We start from the raw sequence: 20939 nt of genomic DNA, 5'->3' as shown, positions 1-20939 counted from the left end.
GACTTGGACCAGCTTAACCAAGATGCAAAAAGTCCGGCAGCGACCGACCGTCCTTTAGGGAATTTAGGGCCGCAAATCGTACGTCTCATGCCTTTAGGGCGCGTAATAAAACGCCAATGGGTTTTCGTACACATAGGTGTATCCAATGGTTTTTACTAACTTCTCCGAACTGATGATTTTAAACGGTTCCGGTTCCGCGGGTTCCGCAAAGGTCGGGGTTTCGTAGCCAAAATCGTCGCAGTTTTTCCGATACACCGCTTCGCGCGTCGGGTGTTCGGGCGATACGACGCTGAAGGTTTGACCAGGTTGCGGATTGGTTACCAAAGCGCGAATAACACCAATTCCATCGTCACGGTGAATGTAATTGACGGGAACCAAACCTGTTGTCAGGTTCTTTTTCCCGGCTACATACCGCCCCGGAATGCGGTTATAGCCCAACAAGCCGCCGAATCGCAAAACCGTCGCATTTTCCAACTCCAGAATAAGCTGCTCGGCTTCGACAAAAGCCGGAGCTGCGGCCTGATCGGACCTTACAACATCGTCCTCAACCACTTCACGGTTCAGATCCGGGTAAACGGAGGTCGAACTTACATAGATCGTATACGGTATTTTCGTCCCCGACTGACGCAAAGCACTGACCACCGCCTGGATCTGTTGCGGATGAAATCCATCGCCCAGTTTGCCGGCTTTGGGCGGAATGTTGATAATCAGCACATCGGCTTCCAGAAAATCAGCCAGATCGTCGCCTGCCGGTTCCGGATTGAAGTGCAGTTCGTACGGTTTGATCCCTCTTTTCCAGAAGCCCGGCAATTTGTCTTTGGACGTTGTACCGCCTTTCACGATGTAGCCTTCATCCAGAAACGACTCGGCCAGTGGAAAACCCAGCCAGCCACAGCCTAGAATACTGATGGTTTCGACGCTCATTTGGTGTTTTGTTCTGTAAGGGTGAGAAATCCGGCGGTTAGTTCTTCGATGGGTGTCTGGCTGTTGGTCAGCAGAATCACGGCGGTTTGGCGCGACGGATTGAAGGCGACGTACGTCACAAAACCACCCGTTCCGCCCTGATGCCAGAACCACGGTCGGGACGTTTCTGTTCGCCGGTGCCAGCCCAAACCGAGGGTGGTGGTCCCGTTTACAAAGGTCGTTTCCTGGGTTTGTTGCATTGCTTCCGAGATCTTTTTGGGGCCTTTGCCTAACTCTGCTTTTACATAGTGGAACAAGTCGTTGACCGACGCACGAATGCCGCCCGCGCCCACCAGTGCCTGAAACTCCCAGGAGGAGACCGGGTTGCCTTTTCCATCATAACCCTGCGCGAATACTTTTTTGTCGTCCTCACTCAAGGTAATCACGGTATGCGCCATGCCCAGCGGTTTGGCGATGCGCTCCTGAATCAACGCTTCGTATGACTTCTTGTTCACCGTTTCCAGAATTGTGCCCAGCAGCCCAACGGCCAGGTTGGAATACTCGTATTCTTTGCCCGGCTGACGCGATAAGGTAGCGGTTTTGAGGTATGTATACAGCAATTTTCGGTCGTAGTGTTTGTAGGGATTGGTCACATCCGTCGCCGTCGAAAACAAATTGGACGGCAGCCGGGGCAAACCGGAGGTGTGATTGGACAAGGTTTGGAGCGTCACCGGAACGCCATCTTTTTGCAAAGCCGGAATCGAATCGGGCAGGTATTTATTCACAGGATCATTCAATTTTACCAGTCCGCGTTGAACGGCATCGGCCAAAAGCGTTGCCGTGAAGGTTTTGCTGATCGAGCCAATTTCAAAAAGCGTGTTGGCATCCGGAATTCGACCGGTGCCTTTGGCAGTTTCGCCATAGCCGTAGGTAACCAGGCTGTCGTTTCGCAGAATGCCAAGGCTCAGGCCGACAGTATTCTGTTTTTTGATGTAGGCCCGCGCAACCGCATCGACCTGTTTATCAAAAGCCGTCCGCAGCGGATTGCTGGTTAAAACCGGCGTGGTTTTGTCGGCTACATCGGCTTCGTAGGGCTTGAAAAGGAAGGTATAAATTTTGCCGGCTTTATCCCGGCTGATGTAGAAGTCGATCAGCCCGTTGTCGAAAACCGCCTTGTACCGCGCAACGCCATCTTTCACACTTCTTCGCTCTGCGGATTGCCACCGGCCCAACTGCGCCTTCAGTCCCTGCGAAATCTGGGTAAACTGGGCCGCCGAAATCTGGATGTGAAACGCTTCCCCCATCAGGGCATACAGCGAGTCGGGTTGCTGGGCATTCAAATACCGTTTGGAACGCTCCGTGAGCGAGTCGAGGGGGGCGGTTTCGGGCGTTTGGGCCACCGCCGACCAGGTAACCAAAAAGAGAAAAAAGATACTGTATTTCATAGAAAGAGGAAGTGGAATCACCAAAAATAGCGCATCCGGGCGAAAACGCTGGAGTAGGGTTTGGAATGAATTCTTTGATCGGAAGTCAATAGTAGCCAAAATACTATTTTAACAACTCTCGGAACACACTTCCAAGCAAAAGAATTAGCTATATAAAAGCAAATAAGCGGAATAATCCTCTTTATTTTAGGAAAACTATTTGCTTTTTACAGCCCAAAAGCTATATTCACAAACAAATCTATCTGAATAGCCTATTATACTAATCTTTATAAGTTTATAAACCCACCGTAACGATTTATTAAGTATGAAAGAGGAAGTGGCGCTAATACCGGGCATTTACAACTATTGCGATTCGTGGTGTGAACGTTGCCCGTTTACAAAAAGGTGTCAGAATTTTGCGTTACAATATCCCGACGGACTGAAGCAGCCAACCATGGACGCGGAAACGCTGGTGAAACGGCTCATGGAAACGCTGGAACTGACCAAATCCTACGTCGACAAGGCCCGTCAGCAACGGCTTTTGCCCGAACACCGGGCCGTTGAACAGGAAACCAAGGCTGTTACCTTCCAAACGGAAGGAGCGGTTCGAAATCCGCTAACGGCCTTGTGCGACGACTACCTGCGCCAGACGGCCGAATGGCTGAAGCAGGAAAAGAATCTGCTCGAAAAGGCCGGTCATCAGCAGGCGTTTGAAACGAATCTGGGGCTGCGGACGGAGGCCGAAGCAACGGCGTTGCTGAGTACGCTGAAAGATGCCTGGGAAACCCTCAAATGGTACCGGACGCTGATTCCGGTTAAAGTGGTTTCGGCTTTGCAGATCAACAACGGGATGACGCCGGATGCGGTTCTGCGGGCGTATTTCAACGGAAAAGCGAAACTGGTGCTGGTCAGCATCGACTATTCGCTGAAAGCCTGGCACACGCTGCTGGAAAACTATCCCGAAAAAACCGATGATGTGCTGGACATGCTGATTCTGCTGGATCGCATCCGGCGGCAAATGGAAACTGCCTTCCCGGAAGCCCGGCATTTCCGGCGTCCGGGGCTGGATTACGCCGGTTAATCTTTCTGTCTTTACAATCCGCCGAATGTCGCACTTGTACAATACGGGCACCGGGCAGACTGTTACTTTTGACTCGTTCCATCAACTTCTGTATGACGATGAAAAAGCTGGTATTTCTGTTCTTTCTGGGTGTTCTGAGTGCTTTTGTAGCCGACGAGCCGGTTAGCAAACTCAATGGCGCGTACCGCCAAACAACGTATAAATTTGGAAAAATGACCGACTGGCGCACCCGCGACTCGGTCACGGTGATCAAGGTTTTTAAAGATGGGTACTGGTTTTCGGGCTGGTATGATGACAAACGGCACGGACGCAAAGCCTTCGATGGCGTCGGTGGAGGTACGTATGCGTTGAAAGACGGTAAATATCTGGAGAAAATCGCGTATTACTCCTGGGATTCAACCGCCGTAGGCAGTGTATTGGCTATGGATTATCAGGTTGATTCAAAGGCGTTTCAGCAAACCGGTTTTCTGAACTCTGAGAAATATAAAAACTACGAAGTCAGTGAAATCGACGAGCGAATTACGCCCAAAGAATCGCTAAAAAATAACGGGCTGGAAGGCGTATGGCTCATGCAGGAAGGAACCTGGGGCAAAACCCGCCTGGGCGAAGGACCCTACAAAGGCATTCAGGTGGTAAAAATCTTCAGTTACCCCCTGGTCGTGTATGCCTATTACAATCCGAAAACCGGCCACTTTAACGGGGCAGGCGCCGGAACGTACCAGTATGACGGGAAAGTCCTGACCGAAACCAATGAATTTTTCTCCTGGGATGTGACTCAGAAGGGTGTGAAAAACGACTTCAGGGTTACGAAGCAGGGAGACACCTATATCCAGGAAGGCTGGAAGGGTACGCTGCGGGAAGTGTTTGCCCGAGCGAAGTAACTCTATTCAAAAGCTCCTAATTCGGAGTGACATCCAACCCACCCCCAATCCGGTATCGCCCCATTGAGATTAATAAGCGGTTCAAGTGTTTCCACACCCTGTTCTTTCTACGACTATACCTGTGCAATCCTTCTTTTCACTTACACAATCAAAATCATGGAAATTGCTCTACTGGTAGTCGTTACAACCTTGGTAGTCGCTGTTGCTGGCTACGTTCTGCTGAATAATCCCACCGAAGTTCGCGTTCATGTATTTCCCCGTGAACGGATCAAAAAATTTGTAATAGACCGGCAATTCATCTGCCCCACAGCTTTCTGTAGCGTTACGATTCAATACGAGATTGACACGACTGGTGGCCGGGCGTTCAATGTACTCTTATCCGTAAAAAGGCCCGATGATTCCGAACAGATTATTGACCGCTCTCTCTCGTTCAGTCAATCCTTCGCTGGTGATAACCGTATTTTTAACGGACCCGGTGAATACATATTCACCGTAGCGGTCACCGGCGGAGGGCTTGCGGGGGAAGTTAAAGAGGAACGCACCGTTACGCTTTTGGGCCCAACTGGCGGAATCATCACCTTTCGACCCGTTTTTAGAAGTCAATCGGTCGCTTCAAACCGAACAAACCCTGTGACCATCAGCCTTTCCGATGTTCTGGATGAAAAGAAGACGGGCGCAGTCATTTGCAAAAATACCACCCTGGAAGGGATAAGATTTGCCTCAGCGGACTTGGCTCTGGATTTTAAGATCCTTAATGTGAGCGGTTTCCCGGTTGCTCAGGGTGTTCTGGCCGCTGGTACCGGAGCTACGCAGATCATACCTCTCAATAACCGTCTGGATATTGAACTGGTCCTGATCGGTCCGAATCCTTTTGCTGCCGATACCCTATTAACGCGACCTATCGAACTGCTTATTGGGTGCCCGAATGCCACACCAACCACCAATCCCGCACAATAATGGCTTTGGTGGAAACACCAGAATGTCGCATTTATACAATGCGAAACGGACGGGAAAGGACATTTTTGGGGGATCAATTCCATTTTTGTTCTAAAACTGCCCTCTTTTATGAAAACCGTCTTTACCCTTGTCGTGATATGCCTGCTTTGGTCAGAAAATGTGCTGGCCCAAAAACCCGGTGAACGCTGGTCGGAAACCGACAAAAAGGAAATCATGACCATGCTTGAGCAAAGTCGTCAGGAACTGCTCAACACCGTTAAATCACTCACCGAAAAGCAGTTTTTCTATCGGTTAGATGAAAAAAGCTGGTCGGCCAACGATATCGTCGAGCACCTCGGACTCATTGAAGAAGGGTATGTTCGGGAATTCTGGTGGGCACTTGCGCAACCCACCATGCCTGCTTCGTACCGCGACTCTACGGCGGGTGCCGATCAGCGAATACGGGATTACGCCACGTCACCAAACAAAAGCGAAGCCCGGGGTACGAACCTGCCACTGCACCGCTATGCCTCAAAGGAAACCTGCGTCCGCATCTTCAATACTGCCCGCGATCAGTCCGTCGACTTTTTCACCGAAAATGCAACGGTCGATATGCGATCCTTCTATATTTTTCGGAAAAGTGGCAGCGGAAAACGGGATATCCGGGACCTACACCAGAACGCCCTCATGATGATCGCACACACCGTTCGGCACACAAACCAGTTGAAGCGGACACTGGCCGATTCCCGTTTCCCGAAACCGGATGTAATCAAATAAGGGCTTTCTGGATCCAGAAAGCCCTTATTTGATAGGTAGGGAATAGTGTAACCTCAGCCAAATCGCCGACTTACTCCTGCGGTTTTCCACCCGACAGTTTGCCAGCTTTCGGAGCCACACCGGGCTGCGTGATTTCGAAGTTTTCTTTCGCTTTGGCATCGGCGACGATCTTTTTCACATCGTCCAGCAGTTTTTTAGCGTCGTAGACAATACCGTCTTTCACAGTGTATTTCACCCCGCCGACCCGCGTCACTTCGTTTTTGTCGTTCAGGTGAATCGCACCGGTGCCGTACAAAACCTTCAGATTGGCGAGTGGATTTTCTTCGGTAATCACAAAATCGGCCAGTTTGCCGACTTCCACAGAACCAATCTGATCGGCCATCCCGAGGGCTTCGGCGCCTTTCAGCGTGGCCGCCCGGATGACTTCGAGCGGGTGAAAACCGGCTTCGCGCAGCAGTTCCAGTTCGCGGATGTAGGCAAAACCGTAGAGCTGGTAAATGAATCCGGAATCGGACCCCGCCGTGACGCGGCCACCCCGGTTTTTATATTCGTTAATAAACGCCATCCAGAGCTGGTAATTGCGTTTCCAGGTTACCTCCTGCTCCGTTCCCCAGTTGTGCCAGTAGGAACCGTGCGAAATCCGGCTGGGGCCATAAAACCGCCAGAGGGCCGGGAGTGTATATTCGTCATGCCACTCGGCCCGGCGGGCCAGCATCAGTTCGCGGTTGGCTTCGTAGATGTTGAACGTCGGGTCGATGGTGAAATCGAGCGCAATCAGTTCGTCCATCACCTTATTCCACTTTTCCGTTCCCGGTTTGGCGGCTTGCTGCCAGAGTTTGCCGGCTTCCTCAAAGCGGTTTTGTTCGTTGTTGTAGTTGTAATCAGCGGGATAGGTCTGGATGGTCTTGTCTTCAAAAAGCGCTTCGGGCAACCCATACCAGTGTTCCATCGACGTCAGACCGGCTTTGGCCGTCGCCAGCGCGTTCATCCGGGCCACTTCCAGTTGGGCGTGGTGGCAGGCCGAACGCAGGCCCAGTTTTTTGTTTTCTTCCAGAGCCGCCTTGAATACTTCCGGTTCGGCACCAAAAAACTTGATGCCGTCGGCGCCTTTTTTAGCGTTCTCGCGCACCCAGGCGCGGGCCTGCTCCGGCGTCGAAATGACTTCTTTGGCCCCCATGCCAAATGCGGTATAGGCTTTGATGCGCGGGGCCGTAATTTCGTTGCGTTCGCTTTTTCCGCGGTGGTCGAGCACCCAGTCGAGGCCGTTGCCCGCCGATGGGTCGCGAATGGTGGTGATGCCGTGTCCCAGCCACAGTTTGAAAACGTATTCGGAGGGCGTTCCCTGCGCCTTGCCGCCAATGTGGCCGTGCATATCGACAAAACCGGGCATCAAATACATGCCTTCACAATTCAGTTCTTTATCACCCGCACCAGCCTGCGGACGTCGGGCCGCGTCGATCGGAACACCGGGAAATCCGACCTGCCGGATCTGGGTGATGCGGTTTTTTTCCACCACAATATCGACCGGGCCCATCGGGGGCGCACCGGTGCTGTTGATGAGCGTAACGCCCCGGATGATGAGTCGTTTGTGGGGGCCATCGCCTTCGTTGCGGGCGGGAGCATTGGTGACCTGAGCATGCAGGCGGGAAAGGGAAACCAGGACGACGACGAACGTGAACAGTCGGGTAAAAACGTGGTTCATATCGTAAGGAGGGGGTTGATGAATCAGCAGAGTAAGCAAGATACAGAGTTTGTTGGTACATTTGATTTTCGGAAACCCGGTTTTCGCCGTCAACCGGAAAAAGCTGTGATTCAGATAAATATTGAAAGATAAAGTACAAATTATTCCGAATCCGGCGTCCCGTAAGCAAACAACTCACCGTAGGCGACGTTTTACAAAAAACCATTTTCCGATCCTGCACCGGCCCAGCGATTTGAGTCCGGAAATCGGATGACTGTTAAGCTCTTATGAAAAATTTTCTTTCTAGCTGCCTGTTGCTCCTCACACTCGCAGCCTGCTCGTCCGACAACAGCAAGGAAGCGGACTCCACCACGGCGAAATCCGAACCGCTTTACACCCTGATTTTCCTCGACAAATCCGTCAGCGTCAATGCCAACAAAGCCTTTGTTTCCCAGAAATACCAGGGGGCGGTCAACGAGATCATCGAACAGAATATCCGCAACAAGGGCGATAAACTCGATGTGTATTTCATCCACGAAAACACCTCAAAAGCCCGCGCCTTATCGGTGACTGCCCGCTCCGAAATGGAGGACATCAGCAGTGCCAATGCTACCGACCGCGAAGCCGCCCAAACCAGCTTCGATTTGTCGCTGGGCCGCGAAAAAGCCGCCATCCGTCAACGCGTTTTGCAGCAACTGGTCGCCCCGAACGCGTCGTCGTCGAACAAAGAAACCGACATCTGGGCCAGTTTGCCGGTAATTGCCAAAGCCAATGAGAGCGGTGCCACCGTTAAAGTATATTACCTCAGCGACATGGTTGAGAGCGTGTACAGTGCCGGTCGCCGGGATTTTCACAAAACGCCCCCCAAAGACAATGCGCAGGCCGATAGCTGGGCCAAAGCCGATGCCGAACAATTGAAACGCTATACGATTGGAAGTCCGGAGGTGTCGATGATCCTGCCGTTTGCGCCAAATGCGTCGGTGAAAGAGAATAATCCGGCCGTGACGCAGTATTGGCAGACGTTGTTTCAGGAATTGGGCGCGGGCAACGTGGAAGAACAATGAACGAACCCGGTTTCGACTCAGTTGGCCCGGCTGAGCGAATTGATAAAAACCGCCATCTCTTCGACACTCAACACGTGATCGATGGGGGCATGCTGGATGGCGTGCTGGGGCATAAAAGCAGTCTGAGCGGTTTCCGGTTTTTGAGCAATAAGCACTCCTCCCCTTGCTTTAATGAGATTCAATCCGGCGGTGCCGTCGGCGTTGGCCCCCGACAGAAGAATCCCGACCAGCGAAGAACCGTAGACATCGGCGGCCGACTCAAACGTCACATCCAGCGAGGGACGGCTGTAGTTGACCTTTTCGGAGCCATCGAGCGAAAACACTTCTTCTTTTTCAATTAAAAGATGGTAATCCGCCGGTGCCAGGTAAATGGTGCCGGGCATTACCGGATCTTTGTCTTCGACTTCGTGGAGCGGAATCAGCGTTCTGGAAGACAACAGATCGGCCAGCGACGAATCCGTCGAATTTTTGCGGTGCAGAACGATAACAATAGCCAGGGACAAGGGTGAAGAAAGGGCCGGGAGGAGTTTTAACAGCACTTCGATACTTCCGGCCGAACCGCCGATAACGACGACTTTAAAAGAGGTAGTCAGCCTATTTTCCGCCATATTTTTTCTTTATTCAACTGCCGGTATTTCGCTTTAATGGATGAGAAATTCAACGTTTCTTTCGAGCCTAACGCCAGATAACCAAGTGTTCCAATGCTTTCATCGAATAAGTTTAATGTTCGTTCCTGCAACTGCTTGTCAAAATAGATCAACACGTTGCGGCAGAGAATGAGATCGAACTCATTAAAAGATCGGTCGGAGACTAAATTATGCGTCGAAAAGATCATTTTTTCGGCTAATGATTCCTCAAATTTAACCTGCCCGTATTGCGCGGTATAATAAGCCGAGAAGTCATTTTTTCCGCCCGATTCGATGTAATTTTCCGAATACTGTTTCATTTGAACCAACGGAAAAACTCCCCGGCGCGCTTTTTCAAGAACCTGCGGGTTTAAATCGGTTGCATAGAGCAGGGATTTATGAAGCAAATTGGCTTCTTTTAATACAATCGCCATCGAAAACACTTCTTCCCCGGTCGAACAACCCGCGTGCCAGATTCGGATGAACGGTTTGGCCGCCAGGGTCGGTATGATTTCCGTTCGCAGTGCCTTGTAAAACAGCGGGTCCCGGAACATTTCGGTAACCGTTACCGTCAATCCTTCGATCACCCGTTTCAGGTAACCCGGATCGGACTTCAGGCGGTATCGAAACTCGGCAAAGCTGGGGAATTTATCCAGCAGAAATAACCGGCTAATCCGGCGTTTCAATGATGCCCGCGCGTAGTTGGTGAAGTCATACCCGTATACTTCAAACAGGTCATTCAACACCAGATCAATGTCAGCCTCCTCAATCATTCTCCAGTGATTAAACACGTGACAGCAGTTCCAACAACCGATCAACATCCACCGGTTTCGAAATATAATCCGTCGCACCCGCCCGCAGGCATTTTTCCCGATCGCCCACCATGGCCTGCGCCGTCACCGAAAAAATGGGCGTTTTGGCTCTCTTTTCGATGTTTTTGATGCGCGGAATGGCCTCGTAGCCGTCCATTTCCGGCATCATCATATCGATCAGAATCACGTCCACCTCTTCGTCGGTTTTCAGGAGGTCGAGGGCATCCTGTGCATTCGTACACGAAACACAATCGAACGCTTTCGCCCGTAACGTGGCGCTCAGGGCAAAAATATTCCGTGAATCGTCGTCAATGATCAATACCCTTTTCTTACCCATGATCTCCTTTTTATTGAATTCTATTCGTGCCGTGAAAAGCCCGTTTCAGGAACGTTCGTAGAGCCAGACCCGTAGCAACGACATCAGTTGGTCGATGTCCACCGGCTTGGTAATGTAATCGGATGCCCCCGCCTGAATGCACTTTTCGCGGTCGCCGGTCATGGCTTTGGCCGTCACGGCGATAACCGGCAGGTTCTTCCACTGGTAGTTCTCCCGGATTTTTCTTGCGGTTTCATAACCATCCATTTGGGGCATCATCATATCCAGCAAAACGACATCAATTGCCGGATTTTCCTGCAATTTCTGAAACGCTTCTTTCCCATCCAGCGCCGTGATGACATTCATTTTATAATTCTCCAGGGCCTTCGAAAGCGAGAAGATATTCCGCACGTCATCGTCGGCAATCAGTACGGTTTTGTTGGCCAGGATCTGACTCAAAGCTCCCAGTTTTTTATAGTCGCTCTGTACCGAATCCGTTTTTTTCGTGTCTTCTACTAAATGCAGAAAAAGCGACACCTCATCCAGCATCCGCTGGTACGAATGGGCGGTTTTTATGATAATGGAGTCGGCGTATTTTTTGATTTTCAACTCCTCGGCCAGCGACAGGCTTTTGCCGGTAAAGATGATGATCGGCAGGTTTTCCAGACCCGGATTTTTCTTGGCTTCTTCCAGCGTTTCGTATGCTTTTACATCCGGAATGCCCATATCCAGAATTACGCAGTCAATTTCGTCGATCTGCAAGGCATTGACGCCTTCCGAAACGTTACTTCTCAGTTCCGAATGGATATTGAAGGTTTCCAGAAAATAGGCCAGGGCCTTGGCATGTCGGGGATTATCTTCAATAATCAGCACCTTTTTACTCGTCCGGTTCAATACATATTCAATCTTTTTAAATACTTCATGCATCTGCTCATATGCCACTGGTTTATCCACAAAATCGACGGCACCTTTCAGCAAACTTTCGTTTTTTAATTTGTGTGACGACATGATGTGAACCGGAATGTGCCGGGTTTGCGGATCGGCTTTCAGCGCATCCATCACCTGCCAGCCGCTCAGGATGGGCAACTGAATATCCAGCAAAATACCGAGCGGTTTGTAGATACCGGCCAGTTTCAGGCCTTCATCTCCCCGAACAGCCACGATGCCTTTATACCCTTTCCGGCGGGCATAATCGAGCAGCGATTTGGCAAAGTTCGTGTCGTCTTCCACAATCAGGATGACTTTATCCCGCTCCGTAATGGCGTTGCGGTCGTCGGGGATGCTTTCCGGAATCGTGGTACTGAGGTATTTATTCGCCGGTTCGGCTTCTTTGACCGGCGTCGGCTCCGGGCTGCGGTTGACATACGGGGCCGAACTTCCCGACCCCTCATCCAACGGTTTGCCCGTTAGGGGAATATTCACGGCAAATTCACTACCCTCGTTCACTTTGCTGGAAAGTACAATTTCGCCACCCAGCAATTTCGCCAGTTCGCGGCTGATCGACAGGCCCAAACCGGTTCCGCCGTACTTTCGTTTGGTGGAACCATCGGCTTGCTGAAACGCTTCAAAAATAAGCTGCTGTTTTTCGGGCGGGATGCCAATCCCGGTGTCTTTCACGACAAAACTGAGCGTCGAATCCGTCGGGTTCAAACGTTTCACGGTCAGTGTAATACCGCCTTTCGAAGTGAATTTTAGCGCGTTGGAAATCAGGTTTTTCAGAATCTGACCCAGTCGCATTTTATCGGTTTCAATGACCGAAGGCACCGTATTCGCGACGGTAATGGTAAAGTCCAGGCCCTTCTCTTTCGCCAGTGGGGCAAACATTGCCTGAAGCTCATCGGTTATTTCGGGAATCGAAACGTCCAGGTATTCGAGCTTCATCTGACCGGCTTCGATCTTGGAAAGGTCCAGAATTTCATCGATCAGCCCCAGCAAGCCGTTGCCGGACGACTGAATCACTTTAGCGTAATCGATCTGGTCGTCCGACAGGTTTTTCTCGTTATTCTCGGCCAATAACCGGCTCAGGAGCAGGATTGAGTTGAGGGGCGTACGGAGTTCGTGCGACATATTGGCCAGAAACTCCGACTTATACCGCGTCGTCAACTCCAGTTCTTCGGCTTTTCGCTGGATTTCTTCGTTCTTTTCTTCCAGCAGAAAGCTCCGTTCTTCGAGTTCGGCGTTAGTTTGCTGCAATTCTTCCTGCTGCACCCGCAATTCCTCTTCCGACGCCTGGAGTTTCAGCGATTGTGCTTCCAGCTCCGCGTTGACATTTTCCAGTTCATTGTGCTGGGCCTGCAATTCCTCCGACTGGGCCTGCGTTTCTTCCAGGAAGTTCTGCAATTTCGCGTAATCCAGCGCGGCATTCACCCCAATGGCGATGGTTTCCAGGTTGGCTTCCAAAAACTCGACCTCCAGCGGATCCGGTTTTTTCAACAGCCCGATCTCAATCACGCCGATACAACGGTAGGCATAGACCAGCGGAACGATGACCAGGGCAACGGGTGGCGTGTTTCCCAGCGATGAACTGACGCTGATATACTGTGGAGGCAGGTCGTGAATAATCACCGGTTTTCGGCTTTTAATCACCTCGCCGATCAGCCCTTCCCCGATCCTGACGCTAGCCGGTGCCTGCGTGGCCGCAAACGTTCCGGCCAGTTTAAAACTGGAGTCGTCATCGATAATATACACCGTACCAATGGGCGCGTTGATGTAGCTGGTCAGCGTGGCAATCAGGTTGTTCGCCAGTTTTTCCAGATCGCGCTCGCCCCGAATGGCTTCGTTTAACTGAACCGTTCCCGCTTGCAGCCAGTTTCTATTTTTTAGATCCGTGAACGTTGTTTCCAGCGACTCGGCCATCACATTGAGCGCTTTGGCAATTTGCCCCAGTTCATCGTCTTTGGTATCCTGGCTTCGGGCCGCATAATTCCCTTCGGCAATGTCGGAGGTAATGTCTTCCATGACGGAAATGCGCTCGGCGGTTTCCCGGTATTTTTCTTCAGCCCGAATCTGTTGGGCAATCCGTATATCCAGATCCCTTTTTATCCGGATATACGCGCTGGCTGTGATCAGGATAGACACCAGAGCCGCCACAACCAGTAAGTAGGGCGTATAGGTAATGTAAATTTGCTGTTGCTCCAGACGCTCGTTGAGCAGGTTGTTTTCATCCGTTTTGATCCGGTTGACCAAAGCCCGGAGATCGTCCATTATTTTTTTCCCCCGAACCATTTCCGCATGACGCGAAACCGTATCACTGACAAATGCTTTGTTCCGGCGACTTAGTTCAATAACCCGGCGCATCTGGACGAATTTAGCATCATATAACGCCTTGGTTTCCAATAAACTTTTTTGCTGCGCCGGATTATCGCGGGTCAGATCCCGTATCGTATTATAACTTATTTCGACTTTTTCGTATGCACCATTATACGGCATTAAAAACGTAGGATCACGGGTTAGCAGATAGCCCCGCTGCCCGGTTTCTGCATCTTTCACGTACGAGATAATGTTCTCGGACTCGATCAGAATCTGATTGGTGTGATTGACTAATTTGGAATTGCTGATCAATTTCTGGGTGCTGTAAAACGACGCCACCAGGCTGACCAGCAGCAAGAGGATCGAGATCGAAAAGACAATCTGTAATTGTCGGATGACGGAATTGGAAAGGGTTTGCGGCATAGGTATGCTCTTGAAAATAACTTATGGCTGACGTGTCTTCTTATTCGTTAACCTGATGGACGGGCAGAATCAGAATAAACTGGCTTCCTTCATTGACCCGGCTTCGGGCCGTGATGAGGCCATTGTGTTTATCCATATTTTTCTTGGCAATGGCCAGACCAATACCGGTTCCCTCGTAGCTGGCCCGGTCGGTTAATCGTTGAAAAATCACAAAAATACGGTCCATAAATTTCTCATCGAAACCGATGCCATTGTCACTCACCACAATGCGGCAAAAATTACCCTCAGGGGATGGTTTGCTATCAATTTCTTTTTCTTCGATCAATTCTGCCTGAATGTGAATGACCGGAGCGATTTCTTTCTTGGAAAACTTCAGCGCATTGCTGATCAGATTCTGAAAAACCTGCCGAATCCGCCCCGGAATGGTATCCAGAACCGGCAGCGGATCGACCGTAATCACGGCCTTGCTTCGGATGATGACATCCTCAAAATCGGCCAGGATTTCTGTCAGTAAACTGTTCAGATCCGTCGGTTGAAACAGGGCGGGCGTTGATAGTTGGGAATAGGCCAGCAAATCATTGATCAATGCCGACATCCGCGCCGATGAATTAATGGAGCGGTCGAGGTAAGCCGTTGCTTCAACATTCCCGGTTAAATATTTTTCTTTAATCAGATCGTTCAGAATCTGTATTTTCCGGAGCGGTTCTTTTAAATCATGCGAAACAACCCACGTAAATTGCTGCAATTCGTGGTTGCTTCTTTCCAGTTCCAGATTTTTAATCAGCAGTTCTTTCGTTCGCGCTTCTACTTTTTGTTCGAGTAAATCAGCGGCCAGTTTTTGCGGGTGGATATCCGTAAACGTGCCAACCCAACGCACCGCTATTCCCTGCTTTTTGATGGGTAATATGCGCAGCAAATGGTAACGGTAATCGTCCGTTGTCAACTCCTTCAGGCGAATTTCACGCGTAAATTCAATCCCGTTTTTAAAATAGTTTTCCCACTCCTTACAAACGTCATCGTCGGCATGAGTTTGCGGAAACGTCGTTGAATCGACGGAATAGCGAAACCAGTGCTCGTTGACGTATTCGATCCGGCCATCCGGTGCAATCGTAAAGGCCATTTGCGGCAGCGAAGCCAGAACCGATTGCAGTTCCTGCATACGCCCGGCAATTTCTTCCTGCGCCTGTTTTCGGACTTCGATTTCTTTCTGTAACGATTTGTGAGTTTCTTTTAACTCCTGCTGTTGTTTATACAGCCGATGCAGGGTTTTTACTTTTAAAACCAGAATATCCGGATCAACCGGTTTGGTTAAGTAGTCGACCCCGCCGGAGGTATAGCCTTTGGTAATGAATTTTTTCTCCGTATTGACCGCCGAAAGAAAGATAATGGAGGTATCTTTCGCTTTGCTGAAACCGGCAATGGCGTTGGCCACTTCAAACCCATCCATTCCGGGCATTTGAACATCCAGAATGATAACGGCATAGTTGGTCTTCAGCACTTTTTTCAGGGCTTCCTCACCCGATTCGGCCGAATCGACCGAAAAGCTGTGCAACTCAAGAATTTTCTTTAAGGGTAAAATATTTTCCGGCCTGTCATCAACAATCAAAATCATACACCATGCAGGTTTTCAGGCTACAAAAAGGCCGTTCACGTGTTTCCGTTTCCTCTTAAATGGAAACGTGAAGATAGGGCGTCAAGACGGGTGCATCCAAATCTGGCGGTGGGCAGTGGATAAATAAATCGGCATTTCGATTCTTTATCCATTACCCACCGCCAGTTTATGCGTTTGGTTTGCCTGCTGCTCAGAGATCGTCGGTCAAAGTGGCCCCATTCAGGTCCTCGACCTTCCCTTCGTCACCGATGCTCATAAATTCGGTATTGCCGCTGAAGAAGTTCAGCTTAAACAGCCCGAGTGCGATCACACCGGTTTTACCGCTGATGTTCAGGCCCAGTTCCTTCGTCGTTTTCATACTAAAACCGACGGAAGCACTGCCGACATTGAAGGTTTTTAACGCACTGCCTTCCGCGCCAATCGTCACTTCCGTTCCGCCTTCGACGGTCGACAGAATCAGGGGATTTTGCGCAACGAACACCTGGAATACGACTTTGAACTTGTTCCGCCAGTCGTCGGCTTTTTTGAGTTGCTTCGCAACCTGATTCACGTTTTCGATTACCGAAACCGTAATGATGGGCGCTTTGACCAGAAAGGATTTATCCTGGTGAAATTTGTAGGTAACATTCGCCTGAAGCTCACCCTGCGGATTCAGGTTGATGGCGGCTCCCGTGCTGGCATCAACCACAGTGGTGTTATCCGACACAAAACTCAGGGTGGCTTCCGGGCCGGTTCCCTCCGTGAAAGTGACATCGAAATCATCCTGGATATTGCCTAATTTCTGGAATACTCCGTCGGAAATCAGGCCATAATCACCGAGCTTATAAGGTGTCGTAATCGGCACCCACGCGGCATGCACGTTAAGCTGCCGCTCAATAATGGATTCAAATTGTGCTGCAAGTCCCATGTCTCTATTTGGTTAAGGATTTGAGTGATAAAGGCCGGTAAGTATACGGTTTTTAAAATCGTATTCACCAATCAATCAGGCGGTTTTGACTGAACGGTTAGGTCCACCAAATACTTGCCAGTGTCGGCCTTCCTGCTGCCGAACAATGTCGCAATTTTACAATATCGCGGTTTCAACGTGCCTTAGTTTTGATCCGTCAACCAAAACAGACAGTCACACCATGAAACAAATGATCTCATTCCTCTTTTTCCTGGCAACGGTTTCAGCGCAGGCGCAATCCCGACTCTGGACCGCAGCCGACCAGAAGTATACGGTCGAAAACCTGAAACGAACCCGCGATGAGCTGATCCGGGAAACGGAAAACCTGACCGATGCCCAGTGGCATTTTCACGAAACACCCGAACGCTGGTCGATTGCCGAGGTGGTGGAGCATCTGGCACTCTGGGAAATTATCTGGGCACGGGAAATCAGCATCGGAGCCCGCAGCAAACCACAGCCCGAACTCAACCAGACCAGCCGACCCGACAGCTATTACAGTAATTTCATCATGGAGGACACCCCGCACAAAACGCCGGACATGGCCAAACCAACCGGTTTTATTCGGGGAAAAGACAACCTGACCTTCTTCAAACGGCTTCGCGATCAGGCGATTGGGCATGCCGATACGACCAGAACCGACATGCGGGCTCATTTCGAATTCACGGCCGCCGGTAATTCACCCCGCAACATGCACCAGGTTTACATTTACCAGTGGGGCCACGTCGACCGCCATCTGCGGCAAATCCGAAAGGTGAAAGCACATCCGGGCTATCCGGGCAAGTTATAATGAAAAGTTATTTCTTCTTGATCACGAACTCCACGCGCCGGTTGGTTTGTCGGCCCTCGTCGGTGTCGTTGCCGGCCACGGGTTTGGCTTCGCCGTAGCCTTTGCTGGCGACGCGGTCGGGTTCGATGCCTTTGCCGATGAAGTACTCACGGACGGCATCCGCGCGGTCCTGGGAGAGTTTCAGGTTGATTTCGTTGGAACCCGTGTTGTCGGTATGCCCGCCAACTTCGATGACCATTTTCGGGTTCTCGTTGAAAGTGGCCACCATCCGATCCAGTTCCGGAAACGACTCGTCGCGCAGCACAGCTTTGCCGACGTCGAAGAAAATGTTGTTGAGCCGCACGGCGCGACCCACCTCAATCGGAATCAGAGTCAGCTCTTTGCCTTTTATTTCCTGGAAACCCTTTGTTTCCCGAAGGTCAATATTACCGCCTTCGGAAATAAAACTGGGCGCAACGGCCCTCATGCTGTACTGCTTGCCGTAGGGCAGCACGATTTTATACTCGCCCGTAACCGGGTCCGACGTCGCTTCCCCCGCTTCGAGGCCATCAGGCAGCGTCTGGTAAATTACCCGGGCTTCGATGGGTTTACCGGTTTTCTGGTCAATTATTTTTCCGCTTACCAGCGCCACCGGATCGGGGCTGGTCGCGGGTGGGGCGGTTTTATCGTTCGGGTTGGTGGTATCGATGAGTTTGATCCGGACAATGTCGCCTTTGCCCAGTGTGTTTTTGAAACTCGTCATGTAGGCATATTCGCCCGAAGCCGCCACCGAATAATAGGCATCATAGCCGTCTGTATTGATGGTCGGACCCAGATTGACTGGCTTCGACCAATGTTTCCAGGTTTTGTCGACACGCTTGGCAACGTAAATGTCGTTACTGCCCGAACCACCGGGCCGGTCGCTGGAGAAATACAGGGTAGCTCCATCGGCCGCCAGAAACGGCGTGGTTTCGGTACCGTCCGTATTGATTTCGGGGCCGAGACTCATCGGTTTGCTCCACGAACCGTCTTTCTGCCGCAAACTGACGTAAATGTCATCTTCCTTGCTGTTTTTCTTTTCACTAAACGCCATCACCAGCACTTTGCCATCGGCCGAAAGATAGCCACAATCGTACTGACCTTTACTGATTTTTTCGTAGCCGGGGATGGTCAGTTTTTGCGGAGCCGACCAGCCCGTGGCGGTTCGTTTGCTGGTCGAAAAACCGCGCGTTTCGTAGGTGCCGTTCGTATAGGCACCTTTGATCAACATCGTGTTTCCGTCGGGCGTGATGCTGTATGCGCAATTATACTCATCCTTGTTGAGGGGCGGAGCCATTCGCCTGGCTGGTCCCCACGTATTGCCCTGACCCAGTTCGGAATACCAGATGTCCTGACTGCCTTTGTTACCATGCGTATTCTGAGGGTGACTGATTCGGGCAAAAAACAACGTCCGGCCGTCGGGAGAAATGACTGGATTGACCTCATTGTATTCCGAATTGACCTGGTTCCCCAGGCTTTCCGCCTTTGTGGCTGGATTCTGCTGCGCAACAGCCATCGGTATGGTGATACCCCAAAGCCCCATCAGCGTGAGTTTCCAAAATTTCATTGATTACGGTGTAGAAGTGAATATAAGTAGAACGAAGAACCAATCAGGATTAGTTTACCGTCTGTTTAAGTCAAATCAAATGCCACATTCATTTATCGGCCTGCTTTTTGCTAGGATTATTTATAAAAATAGATTTCTAAATCCAGTTTATATTAACTATTTTTTTCACCTTTATATTCCTAGTTATATTTACCGAGATGGACCCCTTTAAAAGAAGAAAAAAGAAACTTACGCCATTCCATGCCGTGTCGTCCCCGCGTGAACTATTGCGGTTACTGATCAATGTGGTGCTGTGCGTGACGGGCCTGGTATTTGGTTTTATTTACTTAATTAAGGGACTGGTAATAGGCTGGTTACTCATCGCAGCTTTCACCTTTTTCCTACTGGTTCAATTCTCCAGGCCGACCGATTACGATATTTAAATCGTCTGTTCCCAGAATTCTTCAATCTTCATGAGCAACTCATCGATCGAATCTGATACGATAAGTAATTCCCGGTTTTCGGCTTTCAGGAAACCATCACTTACCATGCGATCCATCTGCTGCAAAAGCAGATCGTAAAAACCGTTGACATTCAGAACACCAACGGGGCCTTCGTAGAGTCGAAGCTGGCGCCAGGCCAGAATTTCGAAGAGCTCGTCGAACGTGCCGTAGCCACCGGGCAGTGCGATTACCCCTTTGGCAAATTGCACCATCTTGAACTTCCGCTCGTGCATCGTTTCAACGAAGTGTAACTCGGTCAAGGTCTCGTGAGCGACTTCCAGCGCGGCCAGAAAATTAGGAATAACGCCCGTCACCTGCCCACCATTTGTCATCACGGCATCGGCAACTGCGCCCATCAGGCCCATGTTGCCGCCACCATAGATGAGCCGGATTTCGCGTTCCGCAAATTTCTGGCCCAATTCCCGGGCGACTTCTTTATAGACAGGATTCGATCCGGGGTTCGACCCGCAGTAGACGACGATGCTTTTCATTCCACAAAAATACGATTGTGAAACGGGATTTCGCGTTACTTTTCGGGCAACTATTTGGTCAGAGTGTTGCTGAGCGCCCGCCAGTCGATTTTCTTCACAATTTCGCTGGCCACATCGAGGGGTGCTTTGATCGTAACGATCATGTTTTCGATCAGCGTACCGCCTTTTTTGTAGGAATAATGGTAGAGCTTGTCTCCGCGCGGGTTTTTCTGAAGGTTATTTTTCCAGTTTCCAAGCAACACCACGGTTTCGGGCCGGGCAGCAATACCGGCGTCGTTGGGTTTCAGGATGATCTGGAGGGCCAACGGGGCGCCGTCGACGGGAATGGTTTTGTAAGAAGCTGCAAACCGGTTGCTGATGGGTTCTTCGACCCGGTAATTTCCGGCATTCATTTCAACGTTGATATCCACCGTCGATTGCGCCAGATCGGTCGTCCGGTTCGGGTCCGATTCTTTGTAAATAGAATCCGTGCTCATCACAAAAGACCGTTGCTGTTGCGTGATGGTATCGCCGATGGCTTTGGCACTATCCGCGCGGGCCTTCTGCTGGCTGGCAGCCGACGCCTGAAGGAAGGACAGATCATAACGATCCCCGCAGATGCGGAAAATCTTGCCGTATTCGTCACTCAATTCCAGTTTGCCGAGCGAATGCCGTTCGTCGAACACCTGCCAGTTGCCCGCCGGTGGGTTTTTCCGGAACTGGTTTTGCAATTCTTTCACCACTTTTTCATAGGCGGCATTTTGCTGGGGCGTGGCCGGATCGCACTGCGCCCGGGTCTGGTGAATACTAATGACCTGAATGACAAGGAGTATTGAGAATAGTTTTTTCATGGGGCTGCAAATCTAATGATTCATCCTAACAAC

The 20939-nt window shown here is 50.6% G+C and carries 18 protein-coding genes; 6 read left to right on the top strand and 12 right to left on the bottom strand.

The annotated features are described in order from the left end of the window. Positions 1-93: 93 nt before the first annotated feature. Positions 94-924 (bottom strand): SDR family NAD(P)-dependent oxidoreductase, encoded by an 831-nt coding sequence (locus ACO064_RS15235; RefSeq protein WP_421828124.1) that lies wholly within the window; start codon positions 922-924, stop codon positions 94-96. Then, positions 921-2348, bottom strand: a complete 1428-nt coding sequence (locus tag ACO064_RS15230) for a serine hydrolase domain-containing protein (RefSeq protein ID WP_421828123.1) — start codon at positions 2346-2348, stop codon at positions 921-923. The genes ACO064_RS15235 and ACO064_RS15230 overlap by 4 nt, the downstream gene beginning before the upstream one ends. Before the next feature lie 433 nt (positions 2349-2781). On the opposite strand from ACO064_RS15230, the gene ACO064_RS15225 reads away from it, so the two are divergent. From ACO064_RS15225 to ACO064_RS15210, 4 genes are all read left to right on the top strand, one after another. Continuing rightward, positions 2782-3408, top strand: coding sequence for a hypothetical protein (locus ACO064_RS15225; protein ID WP_421828122.1), 627 nt, complete (start codon positions 2782-2784; stop codon positions 3406-3408). 98 nt (positions 3409-3506) lie between these two features. Beyond that, positions 3507-4289, top strand: a complete 783-nt coding sequence (locus ACO064_RS15220; RefSeq protein ID WP_421828121.1) for a hypothetical protein — start codon at positions 3507-3509, stop codon at positions 4287-4289. A gap of 156 nt (positions 4290-4445) precedes the next feature. Continuing rightward, on the top strand, positions 4446-5246 hold the full coding sequence (locus ACO064_RS15215) for a hypothetical protein (protein ID WP_421828120.1): 801 nt from the start codon (positions 4446-4448) through the stop codon (positions 5244-5246). A gap of 108 nt (positions 5247-5354) precedes the next feature. Further along, positions 5355-6002 (top strand): DinB family protein, encoded by a 648-nt coding sequence (locus tag ACO064_RS15210; RefSeq protein WP_421828119.1) that lies wholly within the window; start codon positions 5355-5357, stop codon positions 6000-6002. Positions 6003-6072: 70 nt separating this feature from the next. Here the strand turns inward: ACO064_RS15210 and ACO064_RS15205 are convergent, their stop codons facing one another. After that, positions 6073-7704, bottom strand: coding sequence for an amidohydrolase family protein (locus ACO064_RS15205; protein WP_421828118.1), 1632 nt, complete (start codon positions 7702-7704; stop codon positions 6073-6075). Positions 7705-7970: 266 nt separating this feature from the next. On the opposite strand from ACO064_RS15205, the gene ACO064_RS15200 reads away from it, so the two are divergent. After that, a complete protein-coding gene (locus tag ACO064_RS15200; protein ID WP_421828117.1) occupies positions 7971-8747 on the top strand; it encodes a hypothetical protein in 777 nt (258 codons plus the stop codon). Between the two features lie 17 nt (positions 8748-8764). On the opposite strand, the gene ACO064_RS15195 is transcribed toward ACO064_RS15200, so the two are convergent. The 6 genes from ACO064_RS15195 to ACO064_RS15170 form a co-directional block, all read right to left on the bottom strand. Further along, complete coding sequence (locus ACO064_RS15195) at positions 8765-9355, bottom strand: chemotaxis protein CheB (protein WP_421828116.1); 591 nt, start codon at positions 9353-9355, stop codon at positions 8765-8767. Continuing rightward, complete coding sequence (locus ACO064_RS15190; protein WP_421828115.1) at positions 9337-10146, bottom strand: CheR family methyltransferase; 810 nt, start codon at positions 10144-10146, stop codon at positions 9337-9339. Before ACO064_RS15190 ends, ACO064_RS15195 begins: the two co-directional genes overlap by 19 nt. 10 nt (positions 10147-10156) lie before the next feature. Next, positions 10157-10522, bottom strand: a complete 366-nt coding sequence (locus ACO064_RS15185; protein ID WP_421828114.1) for a response regulator — start codon at positions 10520-10522, stop codon at positions 10157-10159. 45 nt (positions 10523-10567) lie between these two features. Further along, entirely contained in the window at positions 10568-14173 is a 3606-nt protein-coding gene (locus ACO064_RS15180; protein WP_421828113.1) for a response regulator, read from the bottom strand. Between the two features lie 40 nt (positions 14174-14213). Beyond that, entirely contained in the window at positions 14214-15785 is a 1572-nt protein-coding gene (locus ACO064_RS15175) for a hybrid sensor histidine kinase/response regulator (protein WP_421828112.1), read from the bottom strand. 190 nt (positions 15786-15975) lie between these two features. Beyond that, the gene (locus ACO064_RS15170; protein WP_421828111.1) at positions 15976-16692 is read right to left on the bottom strand and encodes a hypothetical protein; all 717 of its coding nucleotides are present in this window, start codon (positions 16690-16692) and stop codon (positions 15976-15978) included. A 220-nt stretch (positions 16693-16912) separates the two neighbouring features. Here ACO064_RS15170 and ACO064_RS15165 point away from each other — a divergent pair, with 220 nt between their 5' ends. Next, positions 16913-17518, top strand: a complete 606-nt coding sequence (locus tag ACO064_RS15165) for a DinB family protein (protein WP_421828109.1) — start codon at positions 16913-16915, stop codon at positions 17516-17518. A 7-nt stretch (positions 17519-17525) separates the two neighbouring features. Here the strand turns inward: ACO064_RS15165 and ACO064_RS15160 are convergent, their stop codons facing one another. From ACO064_RS15160 to ACO064_RS15150, 3 genes are all read right to left on the bottom strand, one after another. Then, positions 17526-19052: an OmpA family protein gene (locus tag ACO064_RS15160; RefSeq protein ID WP_421831027.1), complete on the bottom strand. Its 1527-nt coding sequence runs from the start codon at positions 19050-19052 to the stop codon at positions 17526-17528. Positions 19053-19521: 469 nt separating this feature from the next. Continuing rightward, entirely contained in the window at positions 19522-20076 is a 555-nt protein-coding gene (locus tag ACO064_RS15155) for a TIGR00730 family Rossman fold protein (RefSeq protein WP_421828108.1), read from the bottom strand. Positions 20077-20126: 50 nt separating this feature from the next. Continuing rightward, positions 20127-20906 (bottom strand): hypothetical protein, encoded by a 780-nt coding sequence (locus ACO064_RS15150; RefSeq protein ID WP_421828107.1) that lies wholly within the window; start codon positions 20904-20906, stop codon positions 20127-20129. Positions 20907-20939 lie beyond the last annotated feature (33 nt).

This window comes from Larkinella sp., from assembly GCF_965227735.1.
Taxonomy (GTDB): domain Bacteria; phylum Bacteroidota; class Bacteroidia; order Cytophagales; family Spirosomataceae; genus Larkinella.
This window is presented reverse-complemented; position numbering and strand designations above follow the sequence as displayed.